The organism is Sporosarcina sp. BI001-red (assembly GCF_003384035.1).
Taxonomy (GTDB): domain Bacteria; phylum Bacillota; class Bacilli; order Bacillales_A; family Planococcaceae; genus Sporosarcina.
The window spans coordinates 1-21,527 of record NZ_QQAK01000015.1 but is presented as its reverse complement, the minus strand read 5'-3'; the positions used below and the strand labels follow the sequence as shown (position 1 = coordinate 21,527).

General features: G+C 39.2%; 20 protein-coding genes. 5 read left to right on the top strand and 15 right to left on the bottom strand.

All coding sequences use genetic code 11. The features are described from left to right. Nucleotides 1-13 precede the first annotated feature (13 nt). The 14 genes from DVB69_RS14540 to DVB69_RS14475 form a co-directional block, all read right to left on the bottom strand. Complete coding sequence (locus tag DVB69_RS14540; RefSeq protein ID WP_116019843.1) at nucleotides 14-1,519, bottom strand: glycosyltransferase family 2 protein; 1,506 nt, start codon at nucleotides 1,517-1,519, stop codon at nucleotides 14-16. Beyond that, the gene (locus DVB69_RS14535; RefSeq protein ID WP_116019842.1) at nucleotides 1,512-2,603 is read right to left on the bottom strand and encodes a glycosyltransferase family 2 protein; all 1,092 of its coding nucleotides are present in this window, start codon (nucleotides 2,601-2,603) and stop codon (nucleotides 1,512-1,514) included. The genes DVB69_RS14540 and DVB69_RS14535 overlap by 8 nt, the downstream gene beginning before the upstream one ends. Nucleotides 2,604-2,907: 304 nt before the next feature. Continuing rightward, entirely contained in the window at nucleotides 2,908-3,435 is a 528-nt protein-coding gene (locus DVB69_RS14530) for a YceI family protein (protein ID WP_116019841.1), read from the bottom strand. Nucleotides 3,436-3,474: 39 nt separating this feature from the next. After that, nucleotides 3,475-4,086 (bottom strand): alpha/beta hydrolase, encoded by a 612-nt coding sequence (locus DVB69_RS14525; RefSeq protein WP_116019840.1) that lies wholly within the window; start codon nucleotides 4,084-4,086, stop codon nucleotides 3,475-3,477. A gap of 14 nt (nucleotides 4,087-4,100) precedes the next feature. Continuing rightward, entirely contained in the window at nucleotides 4,101-5,084 is a 984-nt protein-coding gene (locus tag DVB69_RS14520) for a ring-cleaving dioxygenase (protein WP_116019839.1), read from the bottom strand. 464 nt (nucleotides 5,085-5,548) lie between these two features. After that, on the bottom strand, nucleotides 5,549-6,265 hold the full coding sequence (locus tag DVB69_RS14515) for a toast rack family protein (protein WP_158541103.1): 717 nt from the start codon (nucleotides 6,263-6,265) through the stop codon (nucleotides 5,549-5,551). A gap of 289 nt (nucleotides 6,266-6,554) precedes the next feature. Continuing rightward, nucleotides 6,555-7,124: an SF0329 family protein gene (locus tag DVB69_RS14510; RefSeq protein ID WP_116019837.1), complete on the bottom strand. Its 570-nt coding sequence runs from the start codon at nucleotides 7,122-7,124 to the stop codon at nucleotides 6,555-6,557. 370 nt (nucleotides 7,125-7,494) lie between these two features. Continuing rightward, entirely contained in the window at nucleotides 7,495-8,415 is a 921-nt protein-coding gene (locus DVB69_RS14505; RefSeq protein ID WP_116019836.1) for an iron-hydroxamate ABC transporter substrate-binding protein, read from the bottom strand. 398 nt (nucleotides 8,416-8,813) lie between these two features. Further along, entirely contained in the window at nucleotides 8,814-9,674 is an 861-nt protein-coding gene (locus DVB69_RS14500) for an alpha/beta fold hydrolase (RefSeq protein WP_116019835.1), read from the bottom strand. A 178-nt stretch (nucleotides 9,675-9,852) separates the two neighbouring features. After that, the gene (locus DVB69_RS14495; RefSeq protein WP_116019834.1) at nucleotides 9,853-10,833 is read right to left on the bottom strand and encodes a sensor domain-containing diguanylate cyclase; all 981 of its coding nucleotides are present in this window, start codon (nucleotides 10,831-10,833) and stop codon (nucleotides 9,853-9,855) included. Between the two features lie 21 nt (nucleotides 10,834-10,854). After that, the gene (locus DVB69_RS14490) at nucleotides 10,855-11,652 is read right to left on the bottom strand and encodes an alpha/beta fold hydrolase (RefSeq protein ID WP_116019833.1); all 798 of its coding nucleotides are present in this window, start codon (nucleotides 11,650-11,652) and stop codon (nucleotides 10,855-10,857) included. A 244-nt stretch (nucleotides 11,653-11,896) separates the two neighbouring features. Next, nucleotides 11,897-12,754, bottom strand: a complete 858-nt coding sequence (locus DVB69_RS14485; RefSeq protein ID WP_116019832.1) for a helix-turn-helix domain-containing protein — start codon at nucleotides 12,752-12,754, stop codon at nucleotides 11,897-11,899. A gap of 447 nt (nucleotides 12,755-13,201) precedes the next feature. Then, on the bottom strand, nucleotides 13,202-15,586 hold the full coding sequence (locus tag DVB69_RS14480; RefSeq protein ID WP_116019831.1) for a S8 family peptidase: 2,385 nt from the start codon (nucleotides 15,584-15,586) through the stop codon (nucleotides 13,202-13,204). Between the two features lie 344 nt (nucleotides 15,587-15,930). Beyond that, the gene (locus DVB69_RS14475; RefSeq protein ID WP_116019830.1) at nucleotides 15,931-16,776 is read right to left on the bottom strand and encodes a pyridoxamine kinase; all 846 of its coding nucleotides are present in this window, start codon (nucleotides 16,774-16,776) and stop codon (nucleotides 15,931-15,933) included. A 202-nt stretch (nucleotides 16,777-16,978) separates the two neighbouring features. Here DVB69_RS14475 and DVB69_RS14470 point away from each other — a divergent pair, with 202 nt between their 5' ends. Then, the gene (locus DVB69_RS14470; RefSeq protein ID WP_116019829.1) at nucleotides 16,979-17,530 is read left to right on the top strand and encodes an ECF transporter S component; all 552 of its coding nucleotides are present in this window, start codon (nucleotides 16,979-16,981) and stop codon (nucleotides 17,528-17,530) included. 433 nt (nucleotides 17,531-17,963) lie between these two features. Beyond that, nucleotides 17,964-18,581 (top strand): recombinase family protein, encoded by a 618-nt coding sequence (locus tag DVB69_RS14465; protein ID WP_116019828.1) that lies wholly within the window; start codon nucleotides 17,964-17,966, stop codon nucleotides 18,579-18,581. 129 nt (nucleotides 18,582-18,710) lie between these two features. Here the strand turns inward: DVB69_RS14465 and DVB69_RS14460 are convergent, their stop codons facing one another. After that, complete coding sequence (locus DVB69_RS14460; RefSeq protein WP_116019827.1) at nucleotides 18,711-19,610, bottom strand: tyrosine-type recombinase/integrase; 900 nt, start codon at nucleotides 19,608-19,610, stop codon at nucleotides 18,711-18,713. Nucleotides 19,611-19,916: 306 nt separating this feature from the next. On the opposite strand from DVB69_RS14460, the gene DVB69_RS14455 reads away from it, so the two are divergent. From DVB69_RS14455 to DVB69_RS14445, 3 genes are all read left to right on the top strand, one after another. Beyond that, complete coding sequence (locus tag DVB69_RS14455; RefSeq protein ID WP_116019826.1) at nucleotides 19,917-20,321, top strand: hypothetical protein; 405 nt, start codon at nucleotides 19,917-19,919, stop codon at nucleotides 20,319-20,321. Between the two features lie 168 nt (nucleotides 20,322-20,489). Next, on the top strand, nucleotides 20,490-20,753 hold the full coding sequence (locus tag DVB69_RS14450) for a DUF3986 family protein (protein ID WP_158541102.1): 264 nt from the start codon (nucleotides 20,490-20,492) through the stop codon (nucleotides 20,751-20,753). A gap of 174 nt (nucleotides 20,754-20,927) precedes the next feature. Further along, the gene (locus DVB69_RS14445) at nucleotides 20,928-21,350 is read left to right on the top strand and encodes a hypothetical protein (protein ID WP_116019824.1); all 423 of its coding nucleotides are present in this window, start codon (nucleotides 20,928-20,930) and stop codon (nucleotides 21,348-21,350) included. Nucleotides 21,351-21,527 lie beyond the last annotated feature (177 nt).

Genomic DNA, 21,527 nt, shown 5'->3' with positions numbered 1-21,527 from the left:
TATTTGCTGTATCCTATTCCGTCCATCGAATGAGATTTGGAGAAGGATCTAGTATGGATTGATATTGGGCCTTATCCCCATAAATCCCATCTGGATCTAACTGTTGATAACGATTGAATTTATCCAAGCGATCCTCTTCCTTTGCCCACCCTAAATGCTTTAAACGCAAGTTAGATAGTTCGTGCTTCAGTTCAAATATATTAGCTGGGAACCGTCCGCAATGCTGGGGTGTTTCCTTCCACGTATACTCAAAGTCTTTTCGATATCGAATAAGAAATGGACGATAAACGGTATGAGCTTGCCATAATGGATCCTCTCTATAATGAGCATCATCCCAAAAATCGAATAACCGAAAACAATATACATCTATGTCCTTACGAGAAATCAAGTGAGAAATTTCTTGGACAAATTTAGTTTCAAAAACCTCATCTGCGTCTAAATTTAGTATCCATTCCGGATTCGTTTTTAGTGTCTCAGACCATTGCTGTTTCCTTAGTTCAATTTCATTGGAGAACTTGGATGTTTCATTTCGAACTAGATTCAGCGGAATTCCATCTAGTAATTCGATACAAAGTTCTGCAGTATTGTCCGTACTGCCATCATCGATAATAGTAGCTTCATGGATATACTTCCTAAGTTCAGTTAATGTCTGCCTTAAATAACGGTCACTTTCATTTTTGACAATCATCGAAAGTGTTAACTTTGGGACAGTTGCTGTTTTTCCGAGAAACTCCTCAGCCCCTTCAAGGTCACTTGCACGATAAATATGATATGCAGGGAAATAAGTATCTACATATAAAGGAAATCCTAACGCAGCAGCACGAACGCAAAAATGCCGATCCTCTCCCCAAAACGATAAGTTCCGGATCTCTTTAAAGTTTACTCCAGCTTTCAACGCTTTTTTGCTTATTAACGTACATGCGCCTAAACCGCCTACTTGGTGTATTCCAGGTGTCCTCATTTTCTGTAAAAACTCTTGGTAACGTGTGTTTTTTTCTTCATCAGATAAGTGTTCACCTCTTACTTGTTCCCACTGTGTATATACATCACTAATCCATACCTGAGGCTGTTCATGAGCTTCTGTCTGCCATTTAGTCCAAAATATTTCAGAGATTATATCTTTTTCAGAAGAAATCAGGTGCTCAATGGTTTGTGGATACAGAAGAATATCCGAATCAACAAAAAACAAATAATCATAGTCTTCCTCTAATGCATGTTGAATAATTTGATCTTTCATATTTGCGACTTTCCAAACAAGATGTTCATTCCAATAATGGGTATTTTCATCCGATAAATAGTCGTCGTTATAATTAGAAGATCGTACGGTAACATTTTGGTTCTCGTTTGCGAATTGCGTGAGTAATTGTTTAGATAGCTCATCTTGGTTATCATCGAAGAATAGAAAGGTTAGCTCAATTTTTGGTTGATGTAACCGCTGAAGGGATGTTAGAAATTCTTTTAAAATAGCTGGCTTCTGATGGACAGGACACCCCACAAGGACACGCGATATCTCATTCATTTTGCTCAAGCCCTTCTATAAGAACAGACTCTAAATACTCTTTGTTTTGAAGAATTCTTGAATCATCCGGTCTATACTGTCTCGCCTTTTCGTTATGTTCATAAGCGATTTTATGTTGACCTAACTGATCGAAACAAACACAGAGTTGTAAGTGAGGGAGCCAGGTCGAAAATTGAGGAGACTGCAAACCAAGATTTTGGCTAGATAGCGTAATTTCGGTTGCCAGCGTGTACCAGAAAATTGCTGCGTGTAATTCCTTCTTTTTTAAGAAATAGAAACCTAACCGGCAACAAAACTCGGGGCGTGGATGATCATATTGAAAAGATCTTAAATTAGACTCTAATTCTTTCTTATAGTCCCCTAGCTCCAAAAAACAATCCGCTAGTCTTCCACATGCCGAAATATTATCTTCTATCCACCCTTTCTCTGTTAAAAGGAACCTTTCATAAAACTCAATTGCTCGTAAATACATTTGATGGTCTTTCAATTCATTGGCAAAGTAAAATAAATCTCGTGGCGAGAACTCCACACGGTTGGCTAATTGCTTTTCATAAATAAGCAAATTCCGATTCGTATCATGACGTACACTATGATGTGTAACGGCAACATCGCTGTGAACAATAGCCCCATATACTTCTAAATATTCATGAACAGCCCCAATCCATTGAAACTGATTTGTACGTTTCACTAAACGATTTCGTTTCAATCGCGTTAGGACATTCCCGTGCTGATCGGTTGAAAGGTTATAGTCCATCGTCACCGAATCAGTTGTTAAATCGAGACTCCCTTTTAATTCTTTCAGCTTTTTTTGATCCTCCGGCAAAAACACATCGTCCGCATCCAACCATAAAATGTAATCTTTTGTTGCTTGTTGAAAAGCATAATTTCTCGCCTTTGCAAAATCATGGACCCATTCAAAATCATAAATACGATTGGTATATTTTTTTAACACTTCTTTTGTTTGATCGGTTGACCCTGTATCTATGATATTGATTTCATCCACAATATCCTTAATAGACTCTAAGCAACGGACAATCGTATCTTCTTCATTCTTAACAATCATACATAAACTGATTGAAATCACTTCATACCTCCTCTTCGTCCCTCTATTTGTATGTTTCAATGACTCGTCCGTTGAATCATCTATCGGTTCTATCTTGATCCCCTATCCCCTATCTCTTCGTTCTCTTTTACTACACCAATGTAAATTCTCGATATTCCAATATATGTGCCTATGTCTCAAACGTTCATTGCACAAAAAATCCCCCCTGCCAATTCCATTATCGTTGGATTTGGCAGGAGGGATTTTGTTGTAGTTGCGTAAACACCCTAATCTTCTAGCTAGAAAATCATAGTTAGTTTACAAAAATTATAGCTTCGCTACTGAATTAAGACGCTGGGTTTACTTGCATTTCGATATTGATTTTGATGTCTTTGCCAACAAGTACACCGCCTGTTTCAAGAGCAGTATTCCAAGTCAGACCAAACTCTTCTCGGTTGATCTTCGCTTCCGCTTCGAAACCATATACTTCTACACCCCATGGATTCGTCCCCTTGCCGCCAAATTCCACGTCAAAAGTTACCGGTTTTGTGATGCCTTTAATCGTTAAGTCACCCGTTACTTTGTAATCGTCACCTTTTTTCACAATGGAAGTAGATTGGAATGTGATGTTCGAAAAGTTCTCTGCGTCAAAGAAATCTGCTGACTTCAAGTGATTATCCCGATCTGCTGAATGTGTATTAATGCTTGTAACGTCGAAATCGAAAGCAATTGAAGCAGTTGTAAGATCCGTTAAGTCGGCCGCCTCAACTGTAGCAGTGTACCCGTCAAACTGGCCTTTCACTTTAGATACCATCATGTGTTTCACTTCAAAACCTACTGTTGAGTGCGATTGATCTACTGTCCATTTTGTCATTTGAATTTCCTCCAATTTATAGTTGATTCTCTTGAATCTTTACCGAAAAATTTGTTCATACCTAGATTTTGCGACTTTCACTTCCGCCGTTGTCAGCTGATGTCCTGCATGCTCCCAATGGATTCCAACCGATGCACCTGCTTCTTCCAACAAGTCTTTCAACTCAACCGATTCTTCCTGGGTACAAATCGGGTCGTTTGCTCCCGCTCCAATCCATACATGAATCCCTGTTAGATCTGGCATAGGGACATTGCGAATTGGCACCATCGGATGATGTAGAATAGCTCCCTTTACTGCATCGGCATAGTGGAATAGTAGACTAGCTGCAATATTAGCGCCATTTGAATACCCAATAGCAACGATATTTGACGGATCGAATTGATGGTCAATTGCCGCCTGTGTTAAGAACTCTTTCAGTTCTTTCGTTCGGAAGACCAAATCTTGTTCGTCAAAAACACCTTCTGCTAACCGTTTAAAGAAACGAGGCAACCCATTCTCTAATACATTCCCACGCACACTGAGCACGGAAGCTTCAGAGTCAACTAGTTCCGCTAACGACAACAAGTCATGCTCCGTACCACCTGTGCCGTGCAGCAACAATAACACCGGCTTTTTGGCACTAGTTCCTCTTCTAAATACATGCTGCATAATGGGCCCCCTTTTCTTTACAAATACTCTTTTTCGATCTGGATTGTGCTACGTACGGTGTTGATCGGCCGGACAATCGCCTCGATTTGTTCTCGTTTTCCTTCCAAAAATGGTGGCAGCGACAAAATCTCACCAACGGTTTCATAAGGTTCATCCCCCATGAATCCAGGCCCATCTGTTGCCCATTCAAAAAGAATTCCAGGAGCTACACGAGCGTATAGGGATTCAAAGAAAAATCGATCTACATATCCGGAATTGTTTAAACCAAATGATTGCAACCGATCTATCCACTCGTTCAACACCTTTGTATCTTCCACTCGGAAAGCGGTATGGTGTACCGTTCCGTATCCTTGGCGGCCATCCGGAAGTGACGTGTTGTGCTCCACAATCACTTGCGCTCCATTCCCGCCTTCCCCCACTTCAAACAAATGCAGAGATCCTTCTGCTGCCACTTCTTTAAACAACATGACCTTTTCAAGCACTTCTTTAAAATAGTCAAACTGTGAAATCCGAATGTGGATCGGCCCTAATCCCGTAATTGCAAATTCAAGAGGCACAGGACCGTGCTGCCAAGGAGTACCTGATGCGATACCAGTGTTGTGCTCATCAGATATCAACATATAGTGTTGATCGTCAAAATCGGTGAATGAAATAGTTTTTTTACCAAAAACTTCTTGGATTGCCGTATGGGCCACGTCGTATTTTTCAAAGCGCTTTACCCAGTATTCCAATGCTGCATTTGTCGGGACACGAAAAGCAGTTTTGTAAATCTCATTCGTGCCATGAGTCCCTTTTTGAATGCCAGGGAAATCGAAAAATGTCATATCTGTACCGGCTGATCCTGTATCGTCCGCAAAGAACAGATGATACGTCCGAATGTCATCCTGATTCACCGTTTTCTTTACTAACCGCATGCCTAAAGTGTATGTGAAAAACTCATAATTTTTTTCCGCACTGCTCGTAATAGCCGTCACGTGGTGAATGCCTTTCAAACCGTTCATGCTATTCTCCTCCTTCTAACCTTATAAAATTATCTTGAATTAAGGATATATAAGCAAAAAATAAATAGCTTGAACTTCCAAGCTAATTTCGCTGATACCTGATACTTTCTTATGCAAGTTACTCTTGAGTGTTATATGCAAGAAGTTCATCCTTCGTAATTTCTCCGTCTGTTGATCGTGAAGAATTAATTACTTTGAATTCAAGGTAATAATAGCACGTCAATTTTTGGTAGTCAATAAGTTTGTTTAAACATTCATGATTGTTTGTTGCACCTTGCAATAACCACATCCTTCTAAGAAACCACTGTTTTCCACAAATTTATTACTCTCCTTGCTAGCTTTCACAAAGCCGGTCGCGTAGACTTATTTCTGATTAGTGCCTGTATATGTAGCCCAACTAAAAATAAAAAAACCCTCTTCTTAATTAAAGAAAGAGAGGTGAAGAGCTTTCATCATTTTCCTATTCAATCTACAAGTTTAATCTTCAAATCGCCTATTCCAACATCAATCTTCATCTCAATCACTACATCACTATTTCCATAAGAATCATTCACATAGATGCCTTTCCCCTCAGAAGTGAAGCCTTTGGCATCAAGGCCTGCGATTCCTTTTGAAACAATCAGTTTGACCCCGGTGTTTGCTGGTAAAAGGATCGTCGCATCACCGAGTCCAAGATCGATGTCGGCGTTGAAGCTATCTTTCCAGTCACCGCTTAAATCGATGGTTGCATCGCTTAAACCTGCTTCGATCGATAACTTGCTGAGTTGGATGCCTGACAGGTTTAGTGTCGAGTCAGAGACACCCATCTCAATATTCAAGTTGACTGGTATCTCATTTGTCAGCTCGAGGTCCCAATCGTTCCGGATGTTCCCTAACCCGGTAAATAATTTTCCTTTTTGCTTGATGACAGCGCTGCCGACAGTACCTTTCTTCTTATAAGAAACTGTGGGTCTCAATTTTTTCTTGTTCGTGTCAACTGTACCTTTGACCCAGGCATCCTTACCATCCGTAATAGATACATTCGCAAAGCCAATCTGTATATTAGCGTTCAGTGATTTTACGTCATCCTTTTCGATTAAAATGTCACTGACCTGTTTCCCCGAAAAGAACCAATTATATCCCCAAATCCCGATAGCACCTAGTATCCCCACTACGATTACTGCCACTATAAGCTTCCGCATATAGAACACCCCTTTCCCTTTGACTTTATCATATCCGATTTCCTGCACAAATTTGCCAGCCGTTTGCATGAAATTCAAATCAGTCTTAAGTCTGAGCATAGATAGATTGTGTCTTAGATGGAATGTAGTTCTTGCGTAGACTAGTCATTCGTAGCAGTAGTGCTTCTATCGTAAAATGGGTAACGCTTAGCTCCGTAGCACTTAAACCATTGGGGGACTGGAAATTAGAACTGTGAGTACCTATTCTCGAAACTATTGTGCTTGTTAGTCCTAAGGGTACCCTTTATTATCACAACGTATTAAGCCGTAATTCATAAAAGTACTGAACAATTGGATGCTTTAACTTAATTTTCTCCTTCATGTTTAAAATTCGTTTTTTCCCCACCCTCCTGTCCACCAATGCTAGAATATTTAATAGGATGTCATTGCTCTCTACACTCTCCTCTATAGGAGTAGATAAGAACTTATTCGCTACAACGATAAAGTTTGATTTACTTAAGGATGACTGCGCTGACAAAAGCTCCTTTGCATGATCTGATAATTTTCTCCCCCTCGCAATTACTTGTAGACGATCCTCCGGGACCATTCCCTTGGTCTCGTTTCTTACCGCTTCGATTTCATCATTGCTAATAGGAATTTGGATAGCTGAATCATTCTTAATTTCTAGCTCCGTTTGATACCATGTGATTGAGGAACTTATATCATTCATATTGAGTACATTCTTTTTATCTACCGCAATATAACAAATCCCTGCTTTATCCGGTAAATAACGATAGCTGCTTGCGCGGTATTCAACTCTTCCATTTAGTGCAGGACAGAGAAAACCTTCCAAATTTTTCTTTAATTTGCTCCAAGTCATGAAATTCTCCTTCATTTAAATATTTTAAATAGTGATTGTGGCAGTCGTTCTATTATCCATAATACAATAACTTGTCCATCTCCATGGTACCGCATTGCTGCCCAGCGAATGAAAAAGAGTTCAAAACTAACCACTTATTCTATTCAATCATCATACTCTTTTAACTATAGACTGTTTGGTATCCAGAACATGCTTTGACATAATTTCAACGAAAAAGAACACAGAATGCTAAAGTATCACATTCTGCGTTCTCTGTTTTATTTTATTCTAAGGCTCTTCCGTAAAGTTTATTGCTTTGAAATTAATAATAGATCGGTCCTTCGACACCGCGTTTTCCATATTATTTATAGCAGCGATCTCTTAACGCAGCCTATTTTAAAAATTGTTCTTCAAAATGTTTCAGTTGGTAATCTAAAGTTATAGAATCGTTAAACATAAAGGCATTTCCATCCACTTCAATTACATGGTCATTCTTCACTGCTGGCATTTCTTTATATAATTCTGTCTCTTGATAAGAGTTATCTTGGTCATTGTATTTACTTACAACCAAGTAGTCCCCAACATAGTCAGGTAATACTTCTGAGGAAATCATGTAGTATCCTTCTTTACTTGTCATTTCTTTTACTTTTTCAGGCATTTTCATACCCATTGCTTGATAGAGAACCTCCGTGCCTCTTCCCCAGCTGTTCCCAAGAATACCTATATCTTTATCGTAACTTTCCATTACAGTCACCGTTGCATTTTCGCCAACTTTTGCTTTAATTTCATTCCCTACAGTAGTTGCACGTTTTTTGAAGTCATCAATCCAGTCTTGAGCTTCTTTTTCTTTGTTTACCAATTTACCAATTTCTAAATGCTGTGTTAAATAATCAACTTTATTATACGTATAGGTAACTGTTGGGGCAATTTTCTTCATTCTATCTAGGTTATTATTATCACTATCTCCAATAATTAAATCTGGTTTTAATTCAATAATTTTCTCTAGATCCTCATCTGAAACAGTTGTAACATCTTTTAATTGATCTTTAAATAATGGACTTGCCTTAGACCATTCGTCCACCCCTACGATATTAATGCCAAATGAGATTAGGTCACCTGCATTACCAGTCAAAACTACGACTCTTTTCGGATGAGCGGGCACTTCTATAGGTCCGTTTTCAGATTGATATGTAATTGTTTCACTTTCATCCTTTTTATTTGCATCCCCTGCTGCCTGATCCTTTGTGCTATTGCCACAGGCACTAATAATTAGTACGCACATGATAATGAAAGGTAGTAATAATTTTCTCAATTTATGATTCTCCCTTGTACTTGTTATCAACTCTATCGTTATTCAAATGATAATGATAATCATTCCCACTAAATAATAGGTTAGTTTTAATTTCTTGTCAATAGCTACCTAAGATATATTTTCTATTTCTATCGAACTTCTTCTCACAATCTCCAGATAAAGAACATTAAGGAGGAATATCAATCGTTCTATTCGTTTGAAGATGAGAAATTGGTGTATAGATTCATTGCCGTCGAAAAATACGCTTCGGATATCCAAGAGCCATGGGATGCTAAACAATTTGGAGGGTTTAAATAGATACTTAATGAAATACAAAAAGAGCCTTGTTAAATAAATTAACAAGGCTCTTTTAACTATCTTTTTTTATAACTGTAATTTAGGAGAAAAGGAAGACGTTGTTAATAAACTTCGTGATTGCTTTCTTGTTTCCACAACAGAATTTCATTAGCAACTTTTTCAGGATCGTCCCAATGAAGGTGGTGTTGAGTGTTTTCTATTCCTACTACCTTTACTACTTGAATGCCTTTTTTAATTTCCTGTACTCCGTTTTTCCGGGCTGAATCAGTCGCTTCAATTGTTGCATGCAGTAATAAAACAGGGCACTGAATACTATCAAAAGTAGTCGAACAAGGCTCTTTATAGAATGCCTTAATAATTGCTTGAATACTGAAAACATCAGACTTAAATACATAGTTATCGTTAACCTTTTTAAAGCTAGATGCTATCAATGAATCAAGATTTGTATCCCATTGCTTTGTTGTGTAACTTTGGTATTCTTTGACCACTTCGTCCCAAGAACCATAGTTACTGGACTCAACATATTCCTTCCAATCTACTAAGGCTTTTTCCTCTGTCAGTCCATCAACATGTTCAGGAAACGCATATCCTCCATCTAATAAAATAACGCCTTTTACCTGAGTCGGAAAGATTTTTGCTACGCTTAGGCACAGGTCTGCTCCCCAAGAATGTCCCAACATGTAAAAAGGTTTATTCGTAATCTTTTGTATTACTTGATACATACTCTTTGCTAAGGAGGAAAACATATAATCCTCCTCCAGTTTTAAGGATTCAGTTTCGCCATGTCCTGCGTTATCTATAAGAATGAGATGAAAATCATTTTTCAGGTATTCAATAAGCCCATAAAAACTATTTAAATCCCCAGTCATTCCGTGAAGACAAACAAGTGAAGGAAGGCTGTTATCCCCATATTCACATCCGTGAAAAGTAGTGCCATCTACAGCTATTTGAAACTTCTTCAATTCTATTCCACCCTCTCTATTTCACCTGTTTTTGTTATACTCTTCAATTTGTTTATCTCCAGCTAATTGTCCCGTTTTTTGTAGCGGTATCTAAATGATGGTACTGCATTTATCCATTTAGGTGCTGATGCTAGTTCAATGAACCCTGTGGATGAAAGTTGTTTCACATTAGAAGTCTTTACCTTATCTCGTGATAATGAATTGAGCAATTGCGGCCATTTCCTTTAGCCCTGTAAAGCGCCTGATCCACACAATTTAAAATGGTGACTTCGGTGTCGCTCTCTGAAAATGTAGATGCTCCAATACTAACGGTTAATCGATGGATAATTTCCCAGTTTGCATTTTCTACTGCCTTATTAAGCTTAACAGCAAGTTGAAGTGACTCTTCAGCATTCGTTCCTGGCAGAATGATGACGAACTCTTCACCGCCTAAACGCGCTACCCGATTCGCAAGACCAATTTCTTGCGTCAGTAGTCCCGCTAGTTGAACTAGAACGCTATCACCAGCAAGATGCCCATATGTGTCATTGACATTCTTGAAGTGATCAATGTCCACCATCAATAACGAGAACACAATTCCTTCTTCAGTATATAGATCAATATGACGTTCTAACTCTTTTTGGAAAAAGCGTCTGTTCGAGATATTCGTCAGCTTATCTGTATTGGATAATTTCAAGAGTTCATTATTCATTTCCAAAATCTCGCCTTGCTTCCTTGCGATTTCTACATACACTTTTTCTAATTGAGCAAACGCTTCTTCCCTATCAAGATACGCCTTTTCAGTCGTTTTCTGAAGAGAACGCAGTTCCAGTTCATAATCGATTCGCTGCTTCATCTGGATGAACAAACAGTCAATGACAGGTACACCCTCATGCACATATCGTCTCGCATTTAAAAGAACAGGTATGGATTCACCAGCTGCATTTGTTAGATTGATATAAAATTCCTCCACAGAGTTATGCAGCTGTATCGTTGGAAAAAAGTACGTATGGAAGAACATACGATTGACTTTTGTTAACAAAGTCTCCATGTGCTTTCCGACCATTTCTTCTTCCTGATAGCCCATCCATGTTAGAAAGCGAGTATTCACTTCATTGATACAGCCGCTTTGATCAATACTAATAAAACCGCATGGCGCTTCTTTTAACCGTTCCTCCACTACAAATCATCCTCTTCAGCATTAGTTAGCAATAAACTCTTCTATCAGTTTTTTCGTTTCTGTCGGGTTGCTCATATGTGGATAATGACCTTTAACCTGCATAATGTGCAGCGTGCTTGCTGGCAAATGGGCATGCAAGTATTCGCCTACTTCTATAGGCACAATACTGTCATCCGAGCATTGAATTATAAGTGTCGGCACAGTCATCGATACTAAACTTTCGCGATGATCGGACATAAACGTCATTTCGGCAAATTCCCGTGCAATTTGAGGATTTACCGAGACGAAACTCTGCTCCAAACTCTTTGTCAGCTGAGGATCTTTCGCCGGATCCGTTACGACAGGCGCTAAATAGTTCGCCCATCCGGTAAAATTCATTTCCATCATCGTCAGCAAGTCCGCAATGTCACTCGCTTCGAATCCGCCCGTATACCCTGGCTCATTGATATAGCACGGAGAAGGTCCAATCATGACGAACTTCTTAAAGCATTCCGGTCTCTCAATTGCAGCGAGCATGCCAATCATCGAACTTACTGAATGTCCTACAAAGTGGATGTCCTTCAATTCCAACTCGTCAATGATGTCTAAAATATCTTGCTTATAGCCATGAGCCGAACTGTATTTTTCGGAGTGATAAGCTGTAATATCTGAATCGCCTGCGCCCACATAATCGAACAGCACGACTCGGTATTGCTCCGCCAAAGCTGGTGCTATGTACTGCCACATACTCTGATCGCACCCGAATCCATGAGCCAATAGGATGGTTTGCTCACCTTGCCCTATTATCTTCACGTGATTGCGCTGCTGAATGGTTTTCATAGTAATCCGCTCCTTTACTAATCTCTACTCGTATTATAGATTTAAATGCGGATAGTTGATAGAGATAGGTTTATTGAAACAACTCAACGACTGCATATACTTTGTCTATCGGTACCTTTGCTTGTATTTCATCTGCAATTTAGGTAGTTTTTGTGATTGTAGTATTGAGGATCTGTGCACGAAACTATTGTGTTTGTTCAAACAATCATGGACAATTAAACATTCTTGTTTGCTGATTACACTATCACTCTTGTTCTCTAATTCTTTCATAAATAGTACGAAAGATAATTTCCATTTTAGGTGCATCAGCAAATTTCATCGCTAGTAGTGCTTCATTAGCTTGTTCTTCCCCTTGCTCAATTTCTCCATTTTTTATCAAGAACAATCCAATTGCGAATTTGAATATTACCTTTTCCAGAAAAAACGTTTCATCTATAGCAAGATTTTTTAGTGTCACTATAAAATCTTCTGCAGCTTCCATTTTATCTTGTTCAATGCAAACCAGCGTTATATTTACTAGAGTATTAATAAGAGTTTCAAAGCTTTGTCGATCACTATGAAACTCTTCTGTCTTTTTAATGAGTTCTTTGGATAAAACAATGGACGTTTCAATAGGAAGATACGAAATAGAATTTCCGAATAACACCAAATCAAATTGGGTCCAAAGTTCGCACTGAAACAAGTAATCCGTTAAATGGTTAATATACCTTTCGTTTATTTCTTTCTCCCTACCATCAAGGCTCTTGTAATGAGCGTCTAATACAATAGCGGACAGCTTAGAGTAATTGCTACCGGTTTCTTTAAACCGATTCCATTCTTCACTAGCTAATTTCTGTAAGCTTTCAGGATCACTTTCCATTACAGCTTTAGGCAACAGTTCTAACGAAGGGATGGTGCCATGTGCTCTCTTTGTAAGAAATTCAAATTCCCGCATCGAAATCTTCATTTTATCCAACATGTGAACTAGTTTCTCTACCGTCAGATCCGCTTCATCCCTCTCAAACCTGGAAATTGTAGATTTAGATACATAATCATCAGCCAAGTGTTGAAGGGTAATCCCTCTTGCCAATCGTATCTCTTTAAATACTTTTCCTACTATCAATTCCTCTCCACCTTTCCCTTATAAGGGAATATTTCCTTAGTATTAGTTTACTTATGCGATGATGACAATACAACAATTCGAATGGAGGTTAATTATGCGAAAACATTTAACGTCGCTGATCAGATACATCTTTTCTAGGGTTGAGATCATCAATCCGACTAATGCCACCAGGGGTGAAATGCTTAAAGAAATAGGAAGAGAGTTACAGGAAGAGTTAGCGGAGATTAAGCAATTGAAGAAGCCTTGATTTGTTTCTCGTATGCGTCTAATCTCATAGTGTTTACTCTTTAGGAATTAGAGAGAACTATAAAGAACATCAATAATCATTTACTTCAATCTGATTTCTAACAAAAACGCCAACTCCCGAATAGGAGTTGACGTTTTTCAATTGGAACGGACTATCTATCACCTGTCATCCAGTTCCCCTGAACTTACAATCGCTAGTACTTAAGACAACAATTTTTCAGTCGTATTTCCAGCCTCATCTGTAATGACAATAGTAACGAAATTCTTTTCAGCCTGATAGGAGTCCAGTTTGACTGAATAGCTACCGTCTTGGTTCAATAGGAAAGGTACTTGTCTACCTGTTTTCTTTTCAATGGTGACACTATAAAAGGCGTGTAGTTTATCATTCAAGTCAAATCCATTCCCGTGTTCTATTAAAGTATTATTGAAGTCGATATATTGGTCGGTTATTTGTCCTGAAAGATGTAAACCGTCAATTGATCCTTCTATGATAGGGTTCATAGATTTGATAAAAACAGGTCCTATGCTATTTGTAAGAAGTGTGGATTTTGCCGCTCCTGTAAAATCGACAGAATAGATACCGTCCTGAAGCGTCGTGTCTTGCATTGTCCAAGAGGAGGTGTAGTTACGGTTAACCGGGAATTTACGTGTACCTAAACTCATCCCATTATCATAAAACAAACTATCAATCGGCTCTTTTGAAATATAGTCAATAATTTCAAGAGACGGGTAAGATAAATCACTAGTAATCGATAATGTGACATGAACTGTATCTTCTACTTCAACGTTGCTAAAAGAGATATCCTTCTTGGTTATACTAAATTCCTCAATAGCGGGCGTGACGGTAGCTCCATCGCTAAAGTCTGCAGCGAACGGCAGAGACACTTCAACGGTTTGATCCTGTTTTACAATATGAATGTAACCTAAAATTTCATCACGATATTTTGGGTGTTCATTTTCACAAGCCGTTAACGTTACCTGAAGCAAACACTCACCGTCTAATATGAACGATGACTGATCGACTGTTACCTTTGCGCCTTGAAAAGGGTATGTAGTATGGACTTGTACGTCGTAAATTCCGCCATCTCCTTTACTATCTTTCACAACAATTGTTTTTGTAATTGAAACGTTCTCGGTTAATGGAACAGCTCCGAAAGTTACTGTCCCCTTTTTGTTTTCAACTATTTTTCCTGCGCCGTTTACATCCACTTCTTCAGTTGTGTATGCCAGAATAGCAGGATGAACAGCTGCATATGGCTGAACACGTCCAGCGCCTTGGTCAAATACAGTATAGGTTTTTGTATTAAGTACTTTAGCGGTATTTGAGAGAGCCACTTTAATATCATAGGGTGTCCATTTTGGATGGGCTTGCTTAATAAGTGCAGCAACGCCGGCGATATAAGGAGCTGACTGGGATGTTCCTGTTTCCTGTTTGTATGCACCCTCATATTCCAAAGAGCCCTCTACACCGTATCGTGGCATAGTGGATAAGATTTCTGTACCCGGCGCTACAATGTCCGGTTTAATATCAAAGTTTGGTCTTGAAGGTCCACGGGAGCTCGAACTGTCCACTTCATCTGATAAAGTCGAATTCCCTACGGAAATACCTAATCTAGATGTTCCCGGAGCCCGAACCGTCCCTCGAACCGATCCGGTGTTACCAGCAGTGCTGATCGCAACCACTCCAGCTAGGACTGCGTTGTTAATAGCAATGGACAATGCATGACTTTCCAAGTCACTGTCATCGCTAATTGAAAGATTAATGATGTCCATCTTTTGGAGAACCGCTTCTTCAATGCCTTTGATGATCGTCGATATATCTCCACCTGTATAAGCGCCAAGTACACGGTAGGCGTAGAGGTCAACTTTCGGCGCCACGCCTTTAACACCATTTCTATTGTTACCAGCAAGAATTCCTGCAACATGCGTTCCATGATGGGTTGCAAAAGGAGCGCCTGTGGATGGATACTTTTCAGGCGCCTGGATTGGACGTTCATCTGGAGACGTTTCGGAAGGATCGTCATCAGCTCTTAGACAACTATATTTTTCAGGATCGGATTGATCAACAAAGTTTCTCCCTCCCTTATACGCAGCTTTTAAATCCGGATGATTTTTATCAATCCCTGAATCCAGCACCGCCACCTTAACGCCTTGCCCTTCAAGTCCCTCGTTCCAGAGTGCCTTTATCTCCGAATAGACAGGATCGCCTTCCGTTCCCATTACAGTATCACTAGGTGCTGAAGCCAATCCCATTGCTTTGGCTTCCACGTTCAGTTCAATGTGGAGTACACCTTTTATAGAAAGAAGTTGGTCTTTATCCTTTGAGTCAATGGTTGTGGAAATAGCATTCAGCACTGTTTTATATGTATGTATGTTTTTATATCGGATATTTCCTGTATTCATTTCCTGAATGACTTGCTGTTGTTGTACATTCACTGCTGCTTCTGCCTTTTTTGTGTCCTCCACAGTGAAAAAGATTCCACTCAGCTCCGCCATCCGTTTTTGTAAGACAACCGGCTCTTCAGATAAATGAATAATGACATCCATTTCTTCTTTAATCGATGTTCGCTGATCTACATTCTGCATAACACGTTCTCCTTTTTCATCTGAAATTTTTTCTTACTGGAAAGGTCCATAGTTTTATTCTAACCTCTGAATAGGTACTAAATTTAAAAATCAAACACAACCAAAACTTTCAACAGAAACTGGCAGGGTTCTGTCGAGAGTTAGTTGGGTTAGAGTACGGAACAACATCAACGAAATTCAGAATCGTATCATGCAATGATTTTAAAAGATAAAAAATTGATGAATAATTCTGTAATTAATCACGATTATATCATACAATTATTTGGCCAAATAGGACGTGACAGCATTTTAATAGTTTGAAGTGCCTGTACAACAATGAATTCAATGTTGCACACACACTCTTGTTACAACAGCATCCGCAAATACGATTCAAAGTTTACGCCGGCCACTGTGGGAATACGCTCTTCAGATGTCGACTGGATTGCGGCAGTTAAAAACTTCTCTGCAAGCTCCATGGTCTCTAAGGTATCCTGACCGCGCATCAAACCGCCCATCATGACAGAGGCAAACAGATCACCCGTTCCGGAATAACTCTTGCCGTTATATTCTTGAAGTCTCATATAAGAGCTGGCGCCATCGATGTACATATTGCCGACGCTTCTTGTTCCTGAAAGGGCTGGCGGATTCAAACCGGTAATGATGACCTTGGCGTTAGTATCTGACTGCAGTTGCCAGCCAGCCTCCTCAATCGCCGCTACATAATCCTTATTCGTCCGGTACGTTTGCAGCTTGTCATACGACAGACCTGTCAGTAAACAGCATTCTGTCACGTTCGGTGTAATGACATCTGCACGCTTCACCAGTTCCTTCATATAGCCAATCAACTTGCTAGTAAACACATCATACATTTGTCCCCTGTCACCCATTACCGGATCCACAAGAAGCGTCGTCTCTTCCTTGTGGAACATATGTAAAAAAGAAAAAATATTTTCAATCTGCTCTTTTCCTGTCACAAAACCCGTATGAATACCATCAAACGCAGCACCCATCTTGTGCCACTCGTCTGTGAAATGAGTCATCTTCGCCGTTAAATCTTCGCAAAAATAGCTGGGATACTCTGTCTGTGACGTTAAAATGGCAGTAGGCAGAGGAACTGCCTGTACCCCCATGACAGATAATACCGGAATGGCCGCTGTCAGCGAGCATTTTCCAAAAGAAGACATGTCCTGGATAATCGCAACCTTTTTCAATAGATGCCCTCCTAACTCTTCGGTACTTTCACTTTTTCCATCGTACCATAAGAAAGGGAAACCAAGAATACAGAAAATCTCAATTTCTTCCTCTCATCACTGACCCCTAACATTTTAATCAAACTGACACTTTCATGATGGTCAGCCATTCAGTAAAATAAGAATTATCAACTTTCCATAACACGAGGAGATGGATCCCCCCATGCAAAAGATAGAACGCCAAACATCAACCCAAATACGCACAAACACGATGGATTTAGTGCTGACAGCCATCCTGTCGACCATTGTATTACTGTCCACTGTCTTCATTAACATCAAGCTTCCAATAGGACAAGGCGGCCTCATCCATTTAGGGACAGCAGCGCTTTTCACCGTTTCCATTCTATTCGGCCCTAAAAAGGGAGCGCTTGCTGGAGCGATCGGGATGGGCTTGTTCGATATTTTCGGCGGCTGGATGATCTGGGCGCCCACGACCATCATCGCTCGTGCGTTGCAAGGCTACATCGTCGGTAAAATCGCATGGTCAAATGGTTATCGGGGAGAAAATACACTGCTCAATATCCTGGCAGCCGTTGCGTCCACGCCTGTTATGCTCGCCGTGTACTACATCGGGCAAGCCATCATGTACAACAATTGGGCGGCACCCCTCGCATCCATCCCAGGGGACCTCATTCAATGCGGGGTCGGGTTGCTGATTGCCATCCCGCTGTCCATCTCTTTGAAAAAAACTCCCTTCTTTCGAAATAAATTTTAATTAAAAAAGCAGCGAAGGCAAGCCATTGGCTCTCTTTGCTGCTTTTTTACATGCTTTGTGTGTTAACTTTTTGTGTTTGTTTCTGATGCAGGCATCCCTAACTCTAAAGGCAGGACACCATCTTTCCATATGAGGAAACGGTTAGTCTTATGTATAATTATCTTGTTTTGCTGCTTGTGCATGGTACAAGTCGGACACTATTTGGAGTTGTGTCTTACACAGCATCTCTTATTTGAACAAATGATAATGCAGGTGAAATATCAGCGTTCGTAAAATCACACTTTTATGAACGCTTTAAAAAGGATTCAAAAACAGCGAAAAGAACGTCCATAAATGTATCGAAACACTTTACGAACGTTCATTAATTTGCACATACTTTCACGGACGCTTTTCAGGTATAATGAGGGAAAAGAATCTTTTTTCGAGGTGAATTATGGAACAACGCAAATTTGGTTACATACGAGTCAGCAGTAAAGATCAAAATGAAGGTCGGCAATTGGATGCTATGAAAAAGTTAGATATTAATGAACGCGATATTTATTTGGATAAGCAAAGCGGAAAGAACTTTGAACGTGTAAACTATCAATTGCTTAAACGGATTATCCGAAAAGGTGACGTATTGTATATCCATTCGCTGGATCGATTTGGTCGGAACAAAGAAGAAATCCTGCAGGAATGGAATGACCTGACGAAGAACATCGAAGCCGATATTGTTGTCATGGATATGCCTTTACTCGATACGACGCAATATAAAGACAGCATGGGAACCTTTATCGCGGATTTAGTTTTGCAGATCCTTTCCTGGATGGCTGAAGAGGAACGAGAACGCATTCGAAAACGGCAGCGTGAAGGAATTGATTTGGCGTTGCAAAATGGGGTTAAGTTTGGAAGACCTAAAGTTCTGCTTTCAGAAGAGTTTAAAGAGGTTTATAGGAAATGGAAAGCTAAAGAATTAACAGCCGTGCAAGCAATGCAGGAAGCTGGGGTTAAGAAAACTAGTTTTTATAAATTAGTGAAAGCACTCGAAGATGAAACATCGAGCACATTATAATAGAAGAAACTCTTAAAACCTCCTTTACCGAGAATGGCAAAAGAGGTTTTTTTATATACTTACAACGATTGCTTTAAAGTTTCGGAATTTAACAGTTTTATAATAACCAAGTTTATATCTCGTATATACCTATAAATATTTGTCCAAAGTTGTCTCAGATATCGTTAGATAATGCTGAACTAAAGTTTCAAGTGATTTATGTCCCGTTTGTTGCGCGATAGTTGGTAAATCTGCACCTGCTGTGTGCATCGCTACCACCTGGCTTTTTCTGAAATTGTATCCGGTAAGTCCCCCAGTCCACCGCTTCAAAGCCTTACAATAGCCTATTTCACTAATAACTGCGCTCTCATAGCGTTCATTCTTATATACTCTTCCTACAAAGTAATCGTCTGAATTAAGATTGTATTCATGTATATATTCTTCAATTGCAATAATAACTTCTGGTGTGAGCCGTTTAGTATGCCACCTTTTTTGTTTCTTCAAATAAACATGAACGGATCTGTTTTTTAAATCAAAGTCTGATATTTTTAAACGAACCATTTCATTAGGTCGGTTAGCAGTTACAAGATTAACTAAACAAATTGCTTTTGCTCTTATTGGTAGCTTATTAAGAGTATCCATCAATTCTCTCTTATCAATGGCTGATTTTCCTCGAACCTGAATTAAATGAGCATATTCATCTTCACGATACATTTTCCGCATCGCTGAAAGCTCGTATGCAACTCTAGCCTCTCCTTTAAATTCTATACTATGCATTACACTTAAGTATTTTCTAATAGCTGCCAGTCTACGTTCCCATGTCGTTTTTTTTATTCTTTGTATGGTCAACGATATATATAAATAATCAAGCAGCGCCTCTGTTCCAATTTGTTGGCTAGTATTGGTGCAATATTCTTTGAACCTACGAATATCCCCCTCATATTGTCTTGGGATCTCCCCCATCTTATTTTCAATATCAACTTTTCTGTCGTAATGACGTTTTTGGGTCTCAAATGTATCTTGGTGCTTTGCAAATTTAAAATCTGACATCCCTTTTCCTCCCCAATTCTTTTAAAATCAATCTTGACCAACATTTTGACAGATTGATTATGAAAATAATTATGAGGCAATACAAAGGAGGCAGAGAAGTAAAATAGATAATACCAGTGAGTGACAATACATTTACCGCTCCTATCATACGGATAATAAATGTACTTTTCAGAAATGGAAATGTTATACTTGTTATACAAACTCGGCTATTTGTAATAAAGCCGGTATACCGTTAACGGGCCATTATAAGGTGAAAAGTTTAGCTGATAGGAAAGTAAGTGTAACGAAAAAAGGTCGAAGGGTGAAATGATGAAAACTTACAAAGATCGATTCTATCTACTGTTGTTGGTGGTGGTGTTGTGTCTGGTTGGCTGTTCGCCTTCCAGTGACAAGACTGATGGTTATAAAAAAGCAGGAATAAATGAAGAGTTTCCAGTTCCGGCTACTGCAAAGTCAAGCGACGTACAATTCGACAATTCTACTATTGAAAAGGGCAAAAAATATCGGTTGAAGAACATCGGAGGAGAACAAGGACTCTATCCACCCAGTGAGTATTTTGAAGAGATTAATTTGTGGGGGTGGGAACTATTGAAAGAAGAACAAATGGGACATGCTAACTTCTTTAAAAAAGGAACTACTGTAATCTCGGTTGTTATTCATGAGGATGACTTTGAATTGTATGAAATGAAGGAAGGATTTCCGTTAAATTAAGTGGATTGTCCTTTTTCCTCCGTTACCGTGGAGCTGGGATTCCAAAGGAGGGGTCTGGTTTGGTTCAACAAGAGGGCCACTTTGTTTATTGTATAGGACTATAATCCATTTAAGTTTATGTGTGGACTAAGAGTTATAAAGATGTGAAATGTATTGGGGGTTTGGTCAGTGGGGGAAGGGCATTGGCACGTTGGTTATTACGAAGGGAAATATTGTATAGAAGCTATTGGATTTGAAAATGAGGAAGGTACTTGGGATGTCTTTTTTAATCACATAGATGATGAAGATGTACAAAAGCTGCTGGGTTCAGAATATGAAATAGATAATGATTTCGGTGTACTGATTTTTAAGACAAATGATTATGAAGAGGCTCAAACTAAATTTCATATATGGGTAGAAACTATACTTCTTCCCTTTCTAGACAATAAGTGAATTTGTTCCAAGTCGGATATTGGGAACAGTAGATAGGATACACAGTGGTTAAACTTAGGGCAAAAGTTGCCGATTAAGATTACGCCTATATAGCAATCGGGCCAATATCTGAATTCGGAAGTCCTTCGAAACATATCTTATTAGAAAGTATGTTCGAAAAGGTGATGGGGGATATTGGATAGTCAACTTATTTCATTTATTTATGGTTTGCAAACGGAAAACCCTAAACAAGCAGTAGAATTATGGATATTGGGCGTGAAGAATCGAAGTGGTGCCGTACAATATGCCGTGCTTTCGCCGTCTCTTCAGAAACGTACACAGAAAGAGTTTGAAGAAAAGGGTTGGGTGACTGGACAATCAAGTCCGTGGGTTGGCAATGTTCATTTTGTAAAAGTAAATAAGATTAGCGATTCAAAAGTAAGATATACAATTGCATATGATCTATTAACTTCATATGCAAACTTTGGAAGAGGATATAAGGTTATTACTGTTGAAAAGAATCCAGATCCTAATAGAACAAATTGGTTTATTACTAAAATAAAAACAACGTATTTTCCAAATGAAGCTATTACTCCTGCTGAAACAGTGGCTAAATAAAGACCAATTTATATCAATTACTTGAAATAGAAAAAATATCTTCTTCAAGTAACGGGGGCGCGCGACAAGTTCTGTGATAAATGCCTTCGGCATGAAAACACAGGGAATTTATAATACAAATTTCAACTTTACAACAGAAGATAGGAATGAGGAAACCATGTATTCCGAAACTATCTC

Excerpts from the sequence above, each read along its gene's own strand:
- DVB69_RS14480 (WP_116019831.1), bottom strand. The coding sequence starts at position 15,586 with ATGCAGAATGTAGATCAGCGAACATCGATTAAAGAAGAAATGGATGTC.
- DVB69_RS14470 (WP_116019829.1), top strand. The coding sequence starts at position 16,979 with ATGCAAAAGATAGAACGCCAAACATCAACCCAAATACGCACAAACACG.
- DVB69_RS14515 (WP_158541103.1), bottom strand. The coding sequence starts at position 6,265 with ATGCGGAAGCTTATAGTGGCAGTAATCGTAGTGGGGATACTAGGTGCT.
- DVB69_RS14455 (WP_116019826.1), top strand. The coding sequence starts at position 19,917 with ATGATGAAAACTTACAAAGATCGATTCTATCTACTGTTGTTGGTGGTG.
- DVB69_RS14530 (WP_116019841.1), bottom strand. The coding sequence starts at position 3,435 with ATGACAAAATGGACAGTAGATCAATCGCACTCAACAGTAGGTTTTGAA.
- DVB69_RS14465 (WP_116019828.1), top strand. The coding sequence starts at position 17,964 with ATGGAACAACGCAAATTTGGTTACATACGAGTCAGCAGTAAAGATCAA.
- DVB69_RS14520 (WP_116019839.1), bottom strand. The coding sequence starts at position 5,084 with ATGAACGGTTTGAAAGGCATTCACCACGTGACGGCTATTACGAGCAGT.
- DVB69_RS14490 (WP_116019833.1), bottom strand. The coding sequence starts at position 11,652 with ATGAAAACCATTCAGCAGCGCAATCACGTGAAGATAATAGGGCAAGGT.
- DVB69_RS14540 (WP_116019843.1), bottom strand. The coding sequence starts at position 1,519 with ATGAATGAGATATCGCGTGTCCTTGTGGGGTGTCCTGTCCATCAGAAG.
- DVB69_RS14510 (WP_116019837.1), bottom strand. The coding sequence starts at position 7,124 with ATGACTTGGAGCAAATTAAAGAAAAATTTGGAAGGTTTTCTCTGTCCT.
- DVB69_RS14460 (WP_116019827.1), bottom strand. The coding sequence starts at position 19,610 with ATGTCAGATTTTAAATTTGCAAAGCACCAAGATACATTTGAGACCCAA.